This window comes from Paenibacillus rubinfantis, from assembly GCF_001486505.1.
GTDB classification, from domain to species: Bacteria; Bacillota; Bacilli; order Paenibacillales; family Paenibacillaceae; genus Fontibacillus; species Fontibacillus rubinfantis.
Genome location: NZ_LN909063.1, coordinates 465,173 through 480,838 on the forward strand (window position 1 = coordinate 465,173; position 15,666 = coordinate 480,838).

Consider the following 15,666-nt stretch of genomic DNA (forward strand, 5'->3'; position numbering starts at 1 on the left):
TGTCATATTTTTTTGACCCTCAAAAAAAGCTGATTTGCCGCGGGTTTGGTCCTTGTGTACATACTTGTGACATTTCTCATGTGATTTCTGTCACAAAATTATTATTTTTTCCCCGTTCGTTTTCATGATCCGGTGATAGAATTCACATTAGATAATAATTATTAGAAAGTAGGGAAAAGAAATGCTGGATCCGATTCTGCTTGCTCGCCTTCAGTTTGCAGTCACAACGATTTTCCATTTCTTCTTCGTCCCTGTATCCATCGGTCTGGTGCTGCTCATCGCGATCATGGAAACGATGTATGTGACCAAGGGGAAGGAAGAATACAAACGAATGGCGAAGTTCTGGGGGAAACTGTTCCTTATCAATTTCGCGGTAGGGGTCGTGACGGGGATTCTCCAGGAGTTCCAGTTCGGCATGAACTGGTCGGATTACTCCCGATTCGTCGGGGACGTCTTTGGTGCGCCGCTGGCGGTTGAAGCGCTGTTTGCCTTCTTTATGGAGTCCACGTTTATCGGACTTTGGATTTTCGGTTGGGACCGTTTGTCCAAGAAAGTCCACCTGTTGTGCATTTGGTTGGTTGCTTTGGGAACGACGGTTTCGGCTTTCTGGATTTTGGCCGCGAACTCGTTTATGCAGCGTCCGGTCGGCTTCGAGATCAATAACGGACGTGCGGAGATGAACGACTTCTTCGCCTTGATCGGCAATGGCCAGCTGTGGGTGGAATTCCCGCATACCGTGCTGGGGGCTTTTGCAACCGGGGCCTTCTTAATCGCCGGGGTCAGCGCGTATAAAATGTTGAAACGCCAAGATCTCGCTTTCTTCAAAAAATCGTTTACGATCGCCGTCATCGTCGCTTTGCTTGCTTCGTTTGGGACGGCGATGTTTGGTCACCAACAAGCGCAATATTTGGTGAAGACGCAGCCGATGAAAATGGCCGCCTCCGAGGGTCTTTGGGGCAAATCGGGCGACCCTGCACCTTGGACGTTGTATGCACATATTGATTCGAACGACGAGAAGAACAATTTTGAGATCAAAATTCCTTACCTGCTGAGCTTCCTGTCTTACAGTAAGTTCTCCGGCGAGGTGAAAGGCATGCACGAGCTGCAAGCCGAATATGAACAAACTTACGGTCCCGGGGACTACATTCCTCCGGTTCGGACGACCTTCTGGAGCTTCCGCATCATGATCGCCGCCGGTTGCTTGATGATCGTATTCGCTTTGTACGGCACGTATTTGGCTTGGCGCAAAAAACTCGAAAAACCGAACAACAACTGGTTCTATCGCGTGATGTTGTGGTCGATTTCGTTGCCGTTTATCGCCAACACGTCCGGTTGGGTTATGACCGAATTCGGACGTCAGCCGTGGACGGTATTTGGCCTGATGCAAACGAAGGACAGCGTATCCCCAAGCGTAACGGGTGGACAGATTCTGTTCTCGCTGATTGCCTTTACGGCGATTTATACGGTTCTTGGGGCCGTATTGGTTTACCTGTTCGTGAAAGTGATCAAGAAAGGACCCAATGAGATCACCAGCACCGGCTCGGAGCAGTTGGCGGATCCATTTGGTAAGGAGGGATATCATGTCTCTTAATGAACTTTGGTTTGTCCTTGTCGCGGTGTTGTTTGTTGGCTTCTTCTTCCTGGAAGGCTTTGACTTCGGGGTGGGAATGAGTACCAAGTTTTTAGCCAAAAATGATATGGAACGCCGGGTTCTAATCAATTCGATCGGCCCGTTCTGGGATGCGAATGAGGTGTGGTTGTTGACGGCCGGCGGCGCGATGTTCGCCGCGTTCCCGAACTGGTACGCCACGCTGTTCAGCGGTTATTATACCCCGCTTGTTGTCCTGCTTCTGGCTTTAATTGCGCGCGGCGTCGCTTTCGAGTTCCGCGGGAAAGTAGGCCATGAGAAATGGAAAACGACGTGGGACTGGGCGATCTTCATCGGCAGCCTGCTGCCTCCGTTTCTGCTGGGCGTCGTCTTCTCCGGCTTGCTGAAGGGCTTGCCGATCGGCGAAGATATGGAAATGAGAGCCGGGTTGTTTGATATGGTCAACCTGTATACTTTGGCTGGCGGCATCACGGTCGTGATGTTGTGCCTGGTGCATGGCTTGCTGTTCGCGTCCTTACGGACGACTGGAAGCTTGCAGGAACGGGCGCGCAAGCTGGCCCGCAAGCTGTTGATTCCGCTCGCCGCTTTGTTCGTGATCTTCGGCGTGCTGACGGTCTTCGAAACGGATGTATTCGAAGTGCGCGGCGTGCTGATCGGCCTGGTGGCGGTGCTGGGCGTAGCCGCATTTGTGTTGTCCGGCTGGTTTATCTCGAAGCAAAAGGACGGCTGGGCGTTTGGCATGACCGGCACGATGATCGCGCTGTCGATCGCCGCGGTGTTTATCGGCTTGTTCCCGCGGGTGATGGTCAGCTCGATTAGCGAAGCCTTCTCCTTAACGATCGATAACGCCGCTTCCGGCCACTACTCGTTGAAGGTCATGACGATCGTGGCATTAAGCCTGCTGCCGTTCGTACTGGGTTATCAAATTTGGAGTTATTTCGTTTTCCATAAACGCGTACACGAGAAGGAGCATTTGGAATATTAATGGGACGCGGATTGATGAAAATCGCGGGGATCAAGCCGGTCATGGCGATCATGGCCTTGCTGACCCTGGTTCAGAGCTTTGCCATCATCTGGCAGGCCAAATGGCTGGCGGAGGTCGTCTCCGCTCTGTTTGCCGGAGCCAAGCTGCAGGAACAAGCCGGTGGGGCCGGCTTGTTCCTGCTTGCTTTTATCGTGCGACAGGGCTGCGGCATGCTGCAGCAGAAGACGGCTTACGCCTTCGCCGATGAGACGGGGCGGAGCCTGCGGGAACGGGTGCTGGAGAAGCTGTTTCAACTGGGACCGCGTTTTGCCGGGACCGAAGGCACCGGGAATTTGGTGACCTTAGTGCTCGAAGGCGTAACGAAATACCGCAATTATTTGGAGTTGTTTATTCCGCGCATGTTGGCAACGGGCCTAACGCCGATTTTGATTTTAGCTTATGTATTGAAGCTGGATCTGGCTTCCGGGATTATTTTAACGATCACCATGCCGATTCTGATCGCCTTCATGATCCTGGTTGGGCTTGCGGCGCGGAAGCAGACGGAGCGGCAGCTCAAATCCTACCGCACGTTATCCAATCATTTCGTCGATTCGCTTCGCGGGCTGGAGACGCTGAAATTTTTAGGGCGCAGCAAGTCGCATGTCTCCTCGATCGAACGGGTCAGTGACGCCTACCGCTCAGCTACGATGCGAACGCTGCGAGTGGCGTTCCTGTCCTCGTTTGCCCTGGATTTCTTTACGATGTTGTCCGTCGCTTCGGTGGCGGTTAGCCTGGGGCTGCGGTTGGTGAATGGGGAAATGGTGCTGCTTCCGGCGTTGACCGTGCTCATCCTGGCGCCGGAATATTTCCTGCCGGTTCGCATGGTTGGCGCGGATTTTCACGCGACCCAGGACGGCAAGGCCGCCGGCGAAGCGATGAACGAGATTATCGCCGCTGCGGAAGAGGAGGCGGCGAAAGCTGCGCCGATTCCGCCAGGAACAAGCTGGATGTGGACCCCGGACAGCACGTTAAGCTTACGCGGGATTGGCGTCGTCCACGAGGAGGTAAATGCCGCGAATAAGCCTTCCTTAGCCGAGGTGAACCTGACGCTGGGCGGCATGGGTAAGATCGGCATTATCGGTGAAAGCGGAGCCGGCAAATCGACGCTGATCGATGTGCTGGGCGGCTTTCTGCGGCCGACCTCGGGTCGAGTGATGCTGAACGGTACGGAGTTGGGGGATTTGACCGCGCAGGGCTGGCGGGAGCAGATCACCTATATCCCGCAGAATCCGTATATTTTCAGCGGATCCTTGGCGGACAATATCCGCTTTAACGCGCCGGAAGCCACGCGGGAAGAGGTGAAGCGAGCCGCGGCGGCCGCCGGGCTGGACGGGCTTATGCGCAGCTTGCCGGGCGGGCTAGACGAGCTTATCGGCGGCGGCGGTCGGCCGTTAAGCGGGGGGCAGGAGCAGCGCGTGGCGCTGGCCCGGGCGTTGCTCAGCCGGCGGCCGATTATTTTGCTCGATGAGCCCACGGCGCATTTGGATATCGAGACGGAATACGAGCTCAAGAATACGATGCTGCCTCTGTTTGAAGGGAAGTTGGTGATTCTGGCAACTCATCGGCTGCACTGGATGCGGGAAATGGACCGCGTCGTGGTGATGGAACAGGGCCGAGTGGCGGAAGCCGGGACACATGCCGAGCTGATGGCCAAGCGGGGAGCTTATTATCGGCTGGCGTCGGCGCAGCGGGGGGAGATCACATGAAGCAAGGGTCCTGGATTCGTCCCTATTTTCGGTTGTATAGTGGAAGGTTTGTCTTATATCTGATTTTGGGCGTGCTTACGCTGCTTGCCGCAGGGATGCTGATGTTTACTTCCGGATTTCTGATCTCCAAGTCGGCGCTGCAGCCCTACAATATATTATTGGTCTACGTTCCGATCGTTGGCGTGCGCACCTTTGGGATCGGCCGGGCGGTTATTCATTATGTCGAGCGGTTGGTGGGCCATGATACGGTACTGCGGATCCTGGCCAAAATGCGCGTGCGTCTATACCGCGTCCTGGAGCCGCAAGCGTTATTCATCCGTTCCCGGTTCCGGACGGGGGATATTCTCGGCGCGCTTGCCGACGATATCGAGCAACTGCAGAACGTTTATATCCGCACTGTGTTCCCGAGCGTCGTAGCGCTGATTCTGTACGCGGCAGCGGTGGTTGCCATGGGCGTGTTCGATGTGACGTTTGCGTTGCTGTTGGCCGCGTACATCTTCGTGCTCGTCGCGGTGCTGCCGTACCTGTCGCTGCGGTTGACGCGCGCGACAAACGAAGAAGTGAAGCGCGAGCGGAACGGGTTGTATCAGAAGCTGACCGATGCGGTGATGGGCATCGGCGATTGGGTCATCAGCGGCCGGACCGCGGAGTTCTTGGCCTCCTATGCGGAGGATGAGGCCGCGGTGGCTCGCAAGGACCGCAAGCTGCGGAGCTGGGCCCGCTGGCGCAGCTTGATCGGCCACTTCGTCGTGGGCCTTGTCGTCGTCTCGATGGTGTATTGGGCCGGCGGCGAAGCGGCGGCCGGACGGATGGACGCCACGCTGATTGCGGCGTTCGTCCTGATCGTGTTCCCGCTGTCGGACGCGTTTCTGCCCGTGTCCGAAGCGGTGGAGCGCACGCCGCAGTATCGCGTGTCGCTGGATCGGCTCGCCCGGATCTCGGGCGAGGGGGGCGACGCGCCGCTGCCGCAGGGGATGAACACGCCGATGCGTGAAACGGGTCGGCGGTTCTCCGGCGGCGAACGGCAGCGCGTAGCCCTGGCGCGGATCCTCCTGCAGGACACGCCGGTGCTCATCCTCGATGAGCCCACCGTCGGCCTCGATCCGCGTACCGAACGCGAGCTGCTGGCGACGATCTTCCGCACGACGCAAGGCAAGTCGCTGATCTGGGTGACGCATCACCTCGTTGGCGCCGAACGCATGGACGAGATCGTGTTCATGGAGCGCGGACGGATCGTGATGCGCGGCAGCCATGCGGAACTGCTGGCCCGCGAGCCGCGGTACCGCAACTTGTACCAGTTGGATTGCCCCGAGGAGTAAGACGCATACTGAAGCTAGACGGCGATGCCTGGGAAACCGGCATCGCCGTTTTGTGTATGCACGGGGGTTGAGGGGAAGAAGGGATGGGCTGTATGGACAGCAGAAAGGTTGCTAGTCGGACACCTCCAAAGTAGCAAAATGACGACACAAGGTAACTGGACACCCTAAGGTAGCAGAATGACGACAGAAGGTAACTGGACACCCTAAAGTAGCAGAATGACGACACAAGGTAACTGGACACCCTGAGGTAGCGGAATAACGACAGAAGGTAACTGGACACCCTAAGGTAGCGGAATAACGACACAAAGTAGCTGGACACCTCCAAAGTTGCTGAACTGCAAAAGTACATTTCATTTTCGCGGAAATCGGCTATTTAGGCGGTTAAGCTGCAAAAGTGCAGTTGATTTCAGTCGATCTTGCCCCAGAACCACGAAATTGGCGAAATGAACTGCACTTTTACATCTCAGTTGCGTTTTTTGGGCGGAAACGGTCGAGTTGAACTGCACTTTTACATTTGAAGAGGGAGTCAGCGAGCCATTTGGGTCATCAGGGGGAGTCAGCGGGCCATTTGGGTCATCAGTGGTTTTACTTTACTCATCTGTACTTAACAAATTACCATCTGCGCTTGCTCATCGGTAGCTCACCATGTTCATCCACAGCCTCACTCTTCCATCTGCAGTAACGTTTTACTCATCCGCCAACCGCAGTCTACCTTTGTCCATCTATCGCCTTACTTCGAGCACCAGAACCATGCTTTACACCTTTGTTCATCAACAGTCCACTTTACTTTCTGCCGCCAACTCTGCCTATCCGTAACCTCTCCTTATTCATCAACACTCTCAATCAACCATCTGCAGTCTGCTTCGCTCATCTTTAACACACTTTTCGCTTCAGCGGCTTCGCTTCGGCCTTCCTCGACCTTGCTTACTCATCGTTCCTTACTCATCATTCCTTACTCTCATCCCTAACTCATCTCCAGCTAGCCCATCCCTAGTCTTACTTCGACCATCCCTGATCTCGCCTTACGAATATCAGCCGTTCTCGCTCACCCCTCCCCGCTCTTTTTGGCTCATCCTCCCCCACTTCGGGCATTATAGCAGCAGGAAACCTCAACTTTCCTAAGGAAAATACCTTTCGTGCTTCCGTTTTCGCGGGGGAGCCGATATAATGGTTTTTAATATATTTACATGAGGTGTAAGCTATAAACTTTGACCCAATCGGGTTTAGCCACAAAAATGCAGCGAACGGGGTGAGGGGATGGAGCTCAGGCAAATCCAATACTTTATTGAGGCGGCGAAGCTGGAGCATGTGACGGAAGCGTCGTATGCACTGCATGTATCGCAGTCGGCGGTCAGCCGCCAAATCTTTAAGCTGGAGGCGGAGCTGGGCGTCGATCTGTTTGTCCATGAAGGCCGGAAGGTGAAGCTGACGCCCATCGGCCGGCAGTTCCTGCAGCACATGGAGCAGATGATGAAGGTGATCGAGCAGGCGCGTCAAGAGATCAACGAATATCTTGATCCGGAGCGCGGGACGGTTCGCATCGGGTTTCCAAGCAGCCTGGCTGCCAACCTGGTCCCAACGGTCGTGTCGGCGTTCCGGCGTCGGTATCCGGAGGTGCATTTTCAGCTGCAGCATGGATCGTACCGGGAGCTGCTGGATTGGGTCGGCGGCGGCGTAATGAATTTGGCCATGATTGGCCCGGTGCCTCAAGGAGAAGTGCAGGTGACGGGCGAGGCGTTGTTCCGTGAGAAGTTCAAGGTGCTGCTGCCTGCCGGACATCGGCTGGCCAGTCGCCAGTCGGTGGGGCTGGATGACTTGAGGGAGGACGTATTCGTACTGTTTCCGAAAGGTTTTGTTCTCAGGGAAATCGTCGTGGAAGCCTGCGACAAAATCGGGTTCCAGCCCAAGGTTTCGTTTGAAGGGGATGATCTCGATGCGATCAAAGGGCTGGTGGCTGCCGGGTTGGGCTTAACGCTGCTTCCAGAAATCGCGTTGGGCGAGCATATTCCGTCCACGATCGTGTCGCTGCCGATGATGGAGCCGCAGGTAACTCGGGACGTTGGGGTGATTGTTCCGGCCAATCGGGAGCTTGCACCAACGGAAAAACTCTTTTATGACTTTCTGAAGGAGACATTACCGTCCTCTTACGGAATTTAGAATTCATCGAAAATTGATATCAATCAGGGCCGTGAAAATTGTCACTTGCACGGTCCTTTTTTGTTGAAAATGTGTTACAATTTATTCGGATTGTTCAAGGTTAAGATGTGCAAATTTTCACTAACTTAATGCGGTTAGAGGCATCCAAAGGAGGAACACTATGCATGAACTGAAGTTCGGCAGGGTAGTCCTCAGATTATCGCAAAGGAGAATCGTATATGTCAGAAACAGTTACTGAAACGAAGGCGGAGCAAACCGCGGCCCCGGCCGCAAGCGGGCAGCAGGAGCTCCTGGAGCAGCTCTTGAAGCCGGAGGTGCAGCAATCGCTGACCGCGCTGGTTGAGCAGCTTCCCAAATTAAACGAACTCGTTGGGGCTTTGACGAAAACGTATGATTTTGCCAAAACAGTGGCTTCCGATGAAACTCTGAAGAGCGACACCGTTGGCGCCATCTCGGAAATTGCGGGACCGGTTGTGGGGAAAGTGAAGCACCTGGCCGCCAACGTGATCGAAGCGAAGGACCGTGCCGAGGATAGCCAAGAGGTGATCGGGGTGTTTGGGTTGATGAAGATGCTAAAGGATCCGCAAACCCAAAAGCTGCTTCGGTTCGTGAACGCTTATCTTCAGGTTTCCGGTGAACGGGATCGTCATCAAAACTAACGGAGGAAAACGATTATGTCTAAACATATTTTGATTTTGGGTGCCGGCTACGGCGGCGTGCTTAGCGCTTTGTCGGCTCGTAAGTATATGGATAAATCGCAAGCTCGGATTACGGTAGTGAACCAATATCCAACACATCAGATCATCACCGAGCTGCATCGCTTGGCGGCGGGCAGTATTTCCGAACGTGCGGTGTCGCTGCCGTTGGAGAAGCTGTTCAAAGGCAAAGACATCGACCTGCGGATCGCGAAGGTTGAGAATTTTTCGGTAGATAAAAAAGAGGTCAAACTTTCCGACGGCACCGTCTTGTCTTATGACGCCCTCGTTGTAGGTCTGGGCAGCATCACCGCTTATTTCGGCATTCCGGGCTTGGAGAAGTACAGCATGGTGCTGAAGTCGGCAGACGACGCTAACCGGATCCATGAGCATATCGAAGCGCGCATTCGTGAATATGCGAACTCCGGCAACGAAGCGGACGCTGCGATTGTGATCGGCGGCGGCGGATTAACCGGTGTCGAGCTCGTTGGGGAAATCGCGGATAAACTGCCGGAGCTGACGAAGAAGTACGGCGTACCGCAAGGCGACATCAAGCTGATGCTGGTTGAGGCGGGACCGAAGATTTTGCCGGTGCTGCCGGACGTGTTGATTGAACGTGCCACCGCCAGCCTTGAGAAACGCGGCGTGAAGTTCCTGACCGGTCTGCCGGTGACGAATGTGGAAGGCAACACGATCGACCTGAAGGACGGGCAAAAGCTCGTGGCGAACACCTTCGTTTGGACGGGTGGCGTGCAAGGCAATCCGCTGGTTGGTGAATCGGGCTTGGAAGTCAATCGCGGCCGCGCTTCGGTTAATGAGTTCCTGCAGTCTGTATCTCATCCGGACGTGTTTGTGGCCGGCGACAGCGCTGTCTACATGGGACCGGACGGTCGTCCTTACCCGCCAACCGCGCAAATCGCATGGCAAATGGGCGAGCTGATCGGCTACAATCTATTTGCTTACCTGGGCGGCAAGCCAATGAACACCTTCAGCCCGGTTAACTCCGGTACGCTGGCCTCCCTCGGACGCAAGGATGCCGTGGCGACGATTGGCGCAAGCAATACCCAACTGCGTGGTCTGCCAGCAACGATGATGAAGGAAGCAAGCAACATCCGGTATTTGTCCCATATCAAAGGGCTTGATGCTTTGGCTTATTAATCGGGATAGCCACTAACTAAAAAGCCTGTAAATACAAAAGAGTCGCCGGGAGGATCAACCTCCCGGCGACTCTTTTTACTATAGATCTGATTTACACGATCCCGTGAGCTAGCATGGCATCCGCAACCTTCAGGAAACCGGCGATATTCGAACCTACGACCAGGTTGTCGGTATAGCCGAACTCCTCTGCCGCATTCACGCTGCTTTGGTAGATGTTGTGCATGATGTCTTTGAGCTTCGCGTCTACTTCCTCGAACGTCCAAGCAAGTCTTGCGCTGTTTTGCGCCATTTCCAGCGCGGAGACGGCGACCCCACCAGCGTTAGCCGCTTTGGCCGGTCCGAAGTAGATTCCGTTGTTCAAGTAAACCTCGATGGCCTCCAAGGTAGACGGCATGTTCGCGCCTTCGGCCACGTATTTAACGCCGTTTGCGACCATTTGCTTCGCTGCGGCTTCGTTGATTTCGTTTTGCGTCGCACAAGGCAAAGCGATGTCGCAAGGGATATTCCAGATGTTCTGGCAGCCTTCCACATATTCCGCAGTAGGATGTTCGTTCACGTATTCCTTGATCCGTTTGCGCTCCACTTCCTTCAAGCGCTTCACGGTTTCAAGGTTAATTCCGCTCTTGTCGTAGATATAACCGTTCGAATCACTGCAAGCCACGACTTTCGCGCCAAGCTGTTGTGCTTTCTCAATGGCATAGATCGATACGTTCCCGGAACCAGAGACGACGACGGTCTTTCCTGCGAAGCTGTCACCGCGGCTCGCCAGCATTTCACTGGTGAAGTAGACCAGTCCGTAGCCCGTGGCTTCGGTTCGAGTTAAGCTGCCTCCGTAAGTGAGGCCTTTACCGGTTAATACCCCAGTTTCATTGCCGTACAGCCGTTTGTATTGGCCAAACATGTAGCCGATCTCTCGGGCACCCACACCTATATCACCTGCAGGGACGTCCGTATCCGGACCGATATATTTGGACAGCTCCGTCATGAAGCTTTGTGTAAAACGCATGACTTCGAGGTCGGATTTGCCTTTCGGGTCGAAATCGGATCCGCCTTTGCCGCCGCCGATCGGTTGCCCTGTCAAGGAGTTCTTGAAGATTTGCTCGAACCCAAGGAATTTGATGATGCTGCCGTTCACGGAAGGGTGGAAGCGGAGGCCGCCTTTATAAGGACCAATCGCACTGTTGAATTGAACGCGGAAACCGCGGTTGACTTGCACCTTGCCTTGATCATCCACCCAAGGCACGCGGAAGCTGATCATTCTTTCCGGCTCAACGATCCGCTCGAGAATTCCCTGCTCCTGGTATTTCGGATGTTTGGCGAACACGGGAACCAGCGAGTCAAGGATTTCCTTGACGGCTTGGTGAAATTCAAGCTCCCCCGGATTGCGTTGTTGGACGGTTTCGTATACCTGATTGACATACTTGCGAGCTGCCTCTTGGCCTGCTTCGCGCTGCTGTGTTAAAGCCATGATCCACTCCACCTTTCTTGTGTCGTAATCGATTGAGTACGTTCACCATTTCACGATATTTATGACCTCTATTGTAATATTGATGTAAGCTATTAACAAAGCTAATTTGAGATCAAGTTGATGATCGAATGAGATGAACTGGAGTGGAGATCGGCCTTGCGGTAAGGTGGATCAGGAGTATTATGTCCGGGAATAGGCGGTTCAGACGAAAAAAAACGGCCCACTCCGCAAGCGTGTTGGATGCGGTTTGGACCGTTCTTTTGGGGTCTGGTAATTATTTCTGGAAGGCGTTAAAATAAGTCACCCGGTCCGCCGACAGACGTGGCGTCGCATGAGCCGGTTTCGCGGCCTTGCCGATGGCGATTAACAGGATCGGCTTCAAGGTTTCCGGTACCTCGAAAGCCTCGGCGAATTGCTCGGCGTTATATCCACCCATCGGCACGGTGTCATAACCTTTAGCTTTGGCGATCAGCATCAGCTGCATCGACACCAGGCCGGCGTCCAACAGACTGATTTGATACAAACGATCCGTTCCCATGCTGCCATAACCTTTTTGTAGGCGCTCAACAAAGTTAGCTTTGACCTCTTCCGTCATGGCGCCAATCCGAACCGCCTCGGCATAAATCTCTTCGGCGCGCTCGTACGAGCGAAGATCGCCCAACACGGCAATCACGGCTGCCGAATCCACAACCTGTTGCTGATTGTTGGCGATCGGGAGCAGCTTCTCCTTTAACTGCGGCTCATCGATGATCAGGAACCGCCAAGGCTGCAAATTGGATGAGGATGGAGCGGACAAGGACAGCTCCACGATTTCTTTGAGTTCCTCGCGGGGGATTTTTACCGTCGGGTCGTAGGCGCGGACGGAATGTCTTTCCTTCAGGACGGTATAAAAATCATTTAAATCCACTTGATTTAACGTGCTCATTTTAACAGCTCCACCCTTTCTATTTCGTTTTCTGTATGTGACCAGTATAATCCTCAACTGTTACGATTACAAGTACAGTTAATGGGGACAGGAAGTTAAAAACTTGTGGTTCCTTAGGATAACCAGTATCTTAAAGAGGGAGTTGAACGACTTCGATTTTTCAAATACAGGGAGGGATTCACATGACATTGCAGATCGGAATCGTGGGTACGGGGTGGTTCAGCAAGGTGCATGGCGATATATTGGCGGGCTTGGACGGCGTTCGAGTGGCAGCGGTTACAGGGACGACGGCGGCGAAAGCGCAGGCCTTGGCGGACCGCTATCCGGGGGCTATTGGCTTCGGCAGCTTAACGGATATGCTGGACTCGCAGAAGCTCGATGCCGTGTATCTCTGTATCCCGCCAGCAGCGCATGGGGAGATTGAAGCCGAGTTGATCGAACGGGGCATTCCCTTTTTCGTGGAGAAGCCGCTGGCTGCAGATCTGGAGACGCCTCAACGGATTCTCGCACGGTTACAGCAAAAACCGTTGGTTCATGCGGTAGGCTATCATTTTCGTTATAAAGAATCGATTCGTAAGCTGAAGGAATCCCTGGAAGGTCGGACGATCGGCATGGCCCTGGGCGCTTGGATGGGCGACATGCCGCAAGTGGCCTGGTGGCGTAGCCTGGAGGGGTCCGGCGGGCAGTTCGTGGAGCAGACGACCCACATCGTTGACCTGCTTCGTTATACGGTTGGCGAGGTCAGCGAGGTGTACGCCGCCTACGGAAACCGGGTCGTGCAGGAACGCTTCGAGAACGTGACCGTCCCGGACGTGGGTACCGTCACGATGAAGCTGCAGAGCGGAGCGGTGGCCACCATCTCCAATACCTGCATTTTGCCGGGCGGCATATCCGAAGTTGGGCTGCAATTGTACACTGATGGCGGCATTCTGGCCTGGAGCCCGGAGCGGCTGGAGATCAACCTGCCGGGGACGAAGACGGTTTATACGGGACAAGATAATCCCTACCTCGCGGAGACGGAGGCGTTTATCCATGCCCTGCGTACTGGCGATACCTCGCGGATCTTGTCGGACTACGCCGATGCCATGCGAACCCAGCAGATCACCTGCGCCGCCTTGGAGTCGGCTCGGACGGGGAACCCGGTACGCGTTGGAGAATAAGGAAAATTTGAAATATATGTGATCTTTTTCGTTGTGGAAAGATAAAGAAATCCAGATTTGTAATCCGAATCACAATTCCCTTCCTTCTGAAATCTTATCCTGAGTCTGTCTAGAGGAAAGGAGAGACGAGGGAATGAAGGGAAATCAAGCCCAAAATTCATTTTTGAAGGGAATTCTGATCTGTGTCCTTTTGCTGAGCTTTACGGTACTGATTGCCGGAGGATATTGGATTTTTAAATCGCAGGCACCTACGCCGCTGAAGGTCGTGAATAGCTCAGGTGAAGTGTTGACGACCCAGGAGCAAATTACCGGGGGGCAAGCAGTATTTCAGAAGTATGGCCTGATGGACTACGCCACCGTGCTAGGGCATGGTTCTTATTTGGGGCCGGATTACACGGCGCAGGCGCTCAAAATCATCACGGATGCCATGCATGATACGCATGCGCAAGCGGAGTACGGGGTGGATTATGCCAACCTGGCTTCGGAGCAGCAGACGTTGATTTTTGAGAAGGTCAAGGCGGAAATGAAGCAGAACCGCTACGACAAAAACGCCAAAACCTTGGTTCTGACGGACGGCCAGGCGGAAGGTTTGGAGCGGGTTCGCGCCTATTATGATCAGGTCTTCACGGAAGGCGACGGGCGTGGCATTCAGCCTGATTTGTTCGGAAACGAGACGATGCCGGAGGAAAGCCGCGCATATGTGGCGCCGGGGGATATGCGCAAGCAAATCGCCGATTTCTTCTTCTGGACCGCATGGCTGTCCGGGACGCAGCGGCCGGGCGACACGATTACGTACACGAACAACTGGCCGTATTTCGAAGATGCTGGCAATACGATGAGTTATTCCGCTATTTTATGGAGCGGCGTCAGTATGACGGTTTTGATACTCGTGCTGGGATTAATCTTGTATTTCTACAACCGCTACCGGCTGTATATGCAGGAAGCTTATGAGCCGGGCAAATTCCCGGTATTGGATCTAAACCGCATGCCGGTGACGGCAAGCCAGGTCAAAACGGCGAAATACTTTCTCGTCGTTGTGCTTCTATTCCTGATCCAGGTTGGTTTCGGGGCGTTGCTGGCGCATTATTACGTTGAACCTAACGGCTTCTTCGGATTGGATTGGATCGTTAAGCTGTTCCCGTTTAATATCGCCAAATCGTATCATTTGCAGCTGGTTATCCTTTGGGTCGCGACAGCGTGGCTGGGTATGGGGATTTACGTGGCTCCGCTCGTCGGCGGGAAGGAGCCGAAACGCCAGGGGCTGCTGGTCGACATCCTGTTCTGGGCACTGGTCGCGCTCACGGCGGGGAGTACGATCGGGGAATGGCTTGGCGCCAAAGGCTACCTCGGCAACCTGTGGTTCTGGTTAGGTCATCAAGGCTGGGAGTACCTGGAGTTAGGTCGCTTCTGGCAAATCCTGCTGGTGGTCGGCATGGCGATCTGGCTGTATATCGTGTACCGCGCCATCCGCAGCGCGCTGCGGAAGGAAACCGATAAGGGCGGGTTAACGCATTTGCTGTTTTATTCAGCGATCGCGGTGCCGTTCTTCTATATCTTTGCCTTCTTCTTTAATCCAACGACATCGTTCACTTACGCCGATTATTGGCGGTGGTGGATCATCCATTTGTGGGTCGAAGGGATCTTTGAGGTCTTTGCCGTTGTTGTTATCGGCTTCCTGATGGTGCGTATGAAGCTGGTGACGAAGGAATCCACGGTGCGCTCGTTATTGTTCCAGCTGATTTTGCTGCTGGGCAGCGGCGTGATCGGGATCGGACACCACTACTACTACAACGGATCGGCGGAGATTTGGATTGCCTTGGGCGCGGTATTCTCGGCGCTGGAAGTTATTCCGCTGACGCTGTTGATCTTAGAGGCTTACGACCAATACAAAATGATGAAGGATGGCGGCCAAACGTTCCCGTACACCTCCGCCTTCCGATTCCTGGTGTCGACGGCGATTTGGAACTTGGTTGGCGCAGGGGTGCTGGGCTACTTGATCAACCTGCCTGCAGTCAACTATTTCATGCACGGCTCCACGCTGACGACGGCGCATGCGCACGGATCGATGATGGGCGTGTACGGCATGTTTGCGATCGCGGTGCTGCTGTACACGATGCGCAACATCGTGAAGCCGGAGCAATGGAACGACAAGCTGCTGCGGATCTCCTGCTGGGGATTGAACATCGGGTTAACAGGGATGATCGTGATCACCCTCCTGCCGGTCGGCTTTATCCAGTTGAAGCATTCGTTTGACTTTGGCTTCTGGTCAGCGCGCGATTTCTCCTTCTATCAACAGGATACGGTAAGCCTGCTGTTGTGGCTGCGGATGATTCCGGACACGATCTTTATCGTGGCGGGGATTGTGCCGCTGGTGTACGTCGTCGTCCGTTCGATGTTCCACCTGCGTAAACCCAACGTCGCCGAAGAAGAAAGCTTCGAGTAGGA

Annotated in this window: 11 protein-coding genes; 9 read left to right on the forward strand and 2 right to left on the reverse strand. The window is 54.3% G+C overall.

The features are described from left to right. The first annotated feature begins 181 nt into the window (after positions 1-181). The 7 genes from BN3277_RS07215 to BN3277_RS07245 all read left to right on the forward strand — a co-directional run bounded on the left by BN3277_RS07215 (position 182) and on the right by BN3277_RS07245 (position 9,668). The gene (locus tag BN3277_RS07215; RefSeq protein WP_392396621.1) at positions 182-1,591 is read left to right on the forward strand and encodes a cytochrome ubiquinol oxidase subunit I; all 1,410 of its coding nucleotides are present in this window, start codon (positions 182-184) and stop codon (positions 1,589-1,591) included. Further along, positions 1,578-2,594, forward strand: a complete 1,017-nt coding sequence (gene cydB, locus BN3277_RS07220; RefSeq protein ID WP_059041826.1) for a cytochrome d ubiquinol oxidase subunit II — start codon at positions 1,578-1,580, stop codon at positions 2,592-2,594. Before BN3277_RS07215 ends, cydB begins: the two co-directional genes overlap by 14 nt. Beyond that, positions 2,594-4,339, forward strand: coding sequence for a thiol reductant ABC exporter subunit CydD (gene cydD, locus BN3277_RS07225; protein ID WP_059041584.1), 1,746 nt, complete (start codon positions 2,594-2,596; stop codon positions 4,337-4,339). Before cydB ends, cydD begins: the two co-directional genes overlap by 1 nt. Then, on the forward strand, positions 4,336-5,658 hold the full coding sequence (locus tag BN3277_RS07230; protein ID WP_059041585.1) for an amino acid ABC transporter ATP-binding/permease protein: 1,323 nt from the start codon (positions 4,336-4,338) through the stop codon (positions 5,656-5,658). Before cydD ends, BN3277_RS07230 begins: the two co-directional genes overlap by 4 nt. 1,257 nt (positions 5,659-6,915) lie before the next feature. After that, positions 6,916-7,815 carry a glutamate biosynthesis transcriptional regulator GltC gene (locus BN3277_RS07235; RefSeq protein ID WP_059041586.1) on the forward strand — a complete coding sequence of 300 codons (900 nt, stop codon included), beginning with the start codon at positions 6,916-6,918 and terminating at the stop codon, positions 7,813-7,815. A gap of 218 nt (positions 7,816-8,033) precedes the next feature. Further along, positions 8,034-8,474, forward strand: coding sequence for a DUF1641 domain-containing protein (locus BN3277_RS07240; RefSeq protein ID WP_059041587.1), 441 nt, complete (start codon positions 8,034-8,036; stop codon positions 8,472-8,474). Positions 8,475-8,489: 15 nt separating this feature from the next. Next, entirely contained in the window at positions 8,490-9,668 is a 1,179-nt protein-coding gene (locus BN3277_RS07245) for an NAD(P)/FAD-dependent oxidoreductase (RefSeq protein ID WP_059041588.1), read from the forward strand. Positions 9,669-9,759: 91 nt separating this feature from the next. Here BN3277_RS07245 and gdhA read toward each other — a convergent pair whose 3' ends face one another. Both gdhA and BN3277_RS07255 read right to left on the reverse strand, forming a co-directional pair. Next, positions 9,760-11,136 (reverse strand): NADP-specific glutamate dehydrogenase, encoded by a 1,377-nt coding sequence (gene gdhA, locus BN3277_RS07250; protein WP_059041589.1) that lies wholly within the window; start codon positions 11,134-11,136, stop codon positions 9,760-9,762. A 274-nt stretch (positions 11,137-11,410) separates the two neighbouring features. Continuing rightward, positions 11,411-12,061 (reverse strand): nitroreductase family protein, encoded by a 651-nt coding sequence (locus BN3277_RS07255; RefSeq protein WP_059041590.1) that lies wholly within the window; start codon positions 12,059-12,061, stop codon positions 11,411-11,413. A gap of 182 nt (positions 12,062-12,243) precedes the next feature. Between BN3277_RS07255 and BN3277_RS07260 the strand changes: the two genes are divergently transcribed. Next, positions 12,244-13,221: a Gfo/Idh/MocA family protein gene (locus BN3277_RS07260; protein WP_059041591.1), complete on the forward strand. Its 978-nt coding sequence runs from the start codon at positions 12,244-12,246 to the stop codon at positions 13,219-13,221. 133 nt (positions 13,222-13,354) lie between these two features. Then, on the forward strand, positions 13,355-15,664 hold the full coding sequence (locus BN3277_RS07265; RefSeq protein WP_059041592.1) for a nitric-oxide reductase large subunit: 2,310 nt from the start codon (positions 13,355-13,357) through the stop codon (positions 15,662-15,664). Positions 15,665-15,666: the final 2 nt, after the last annotated feature.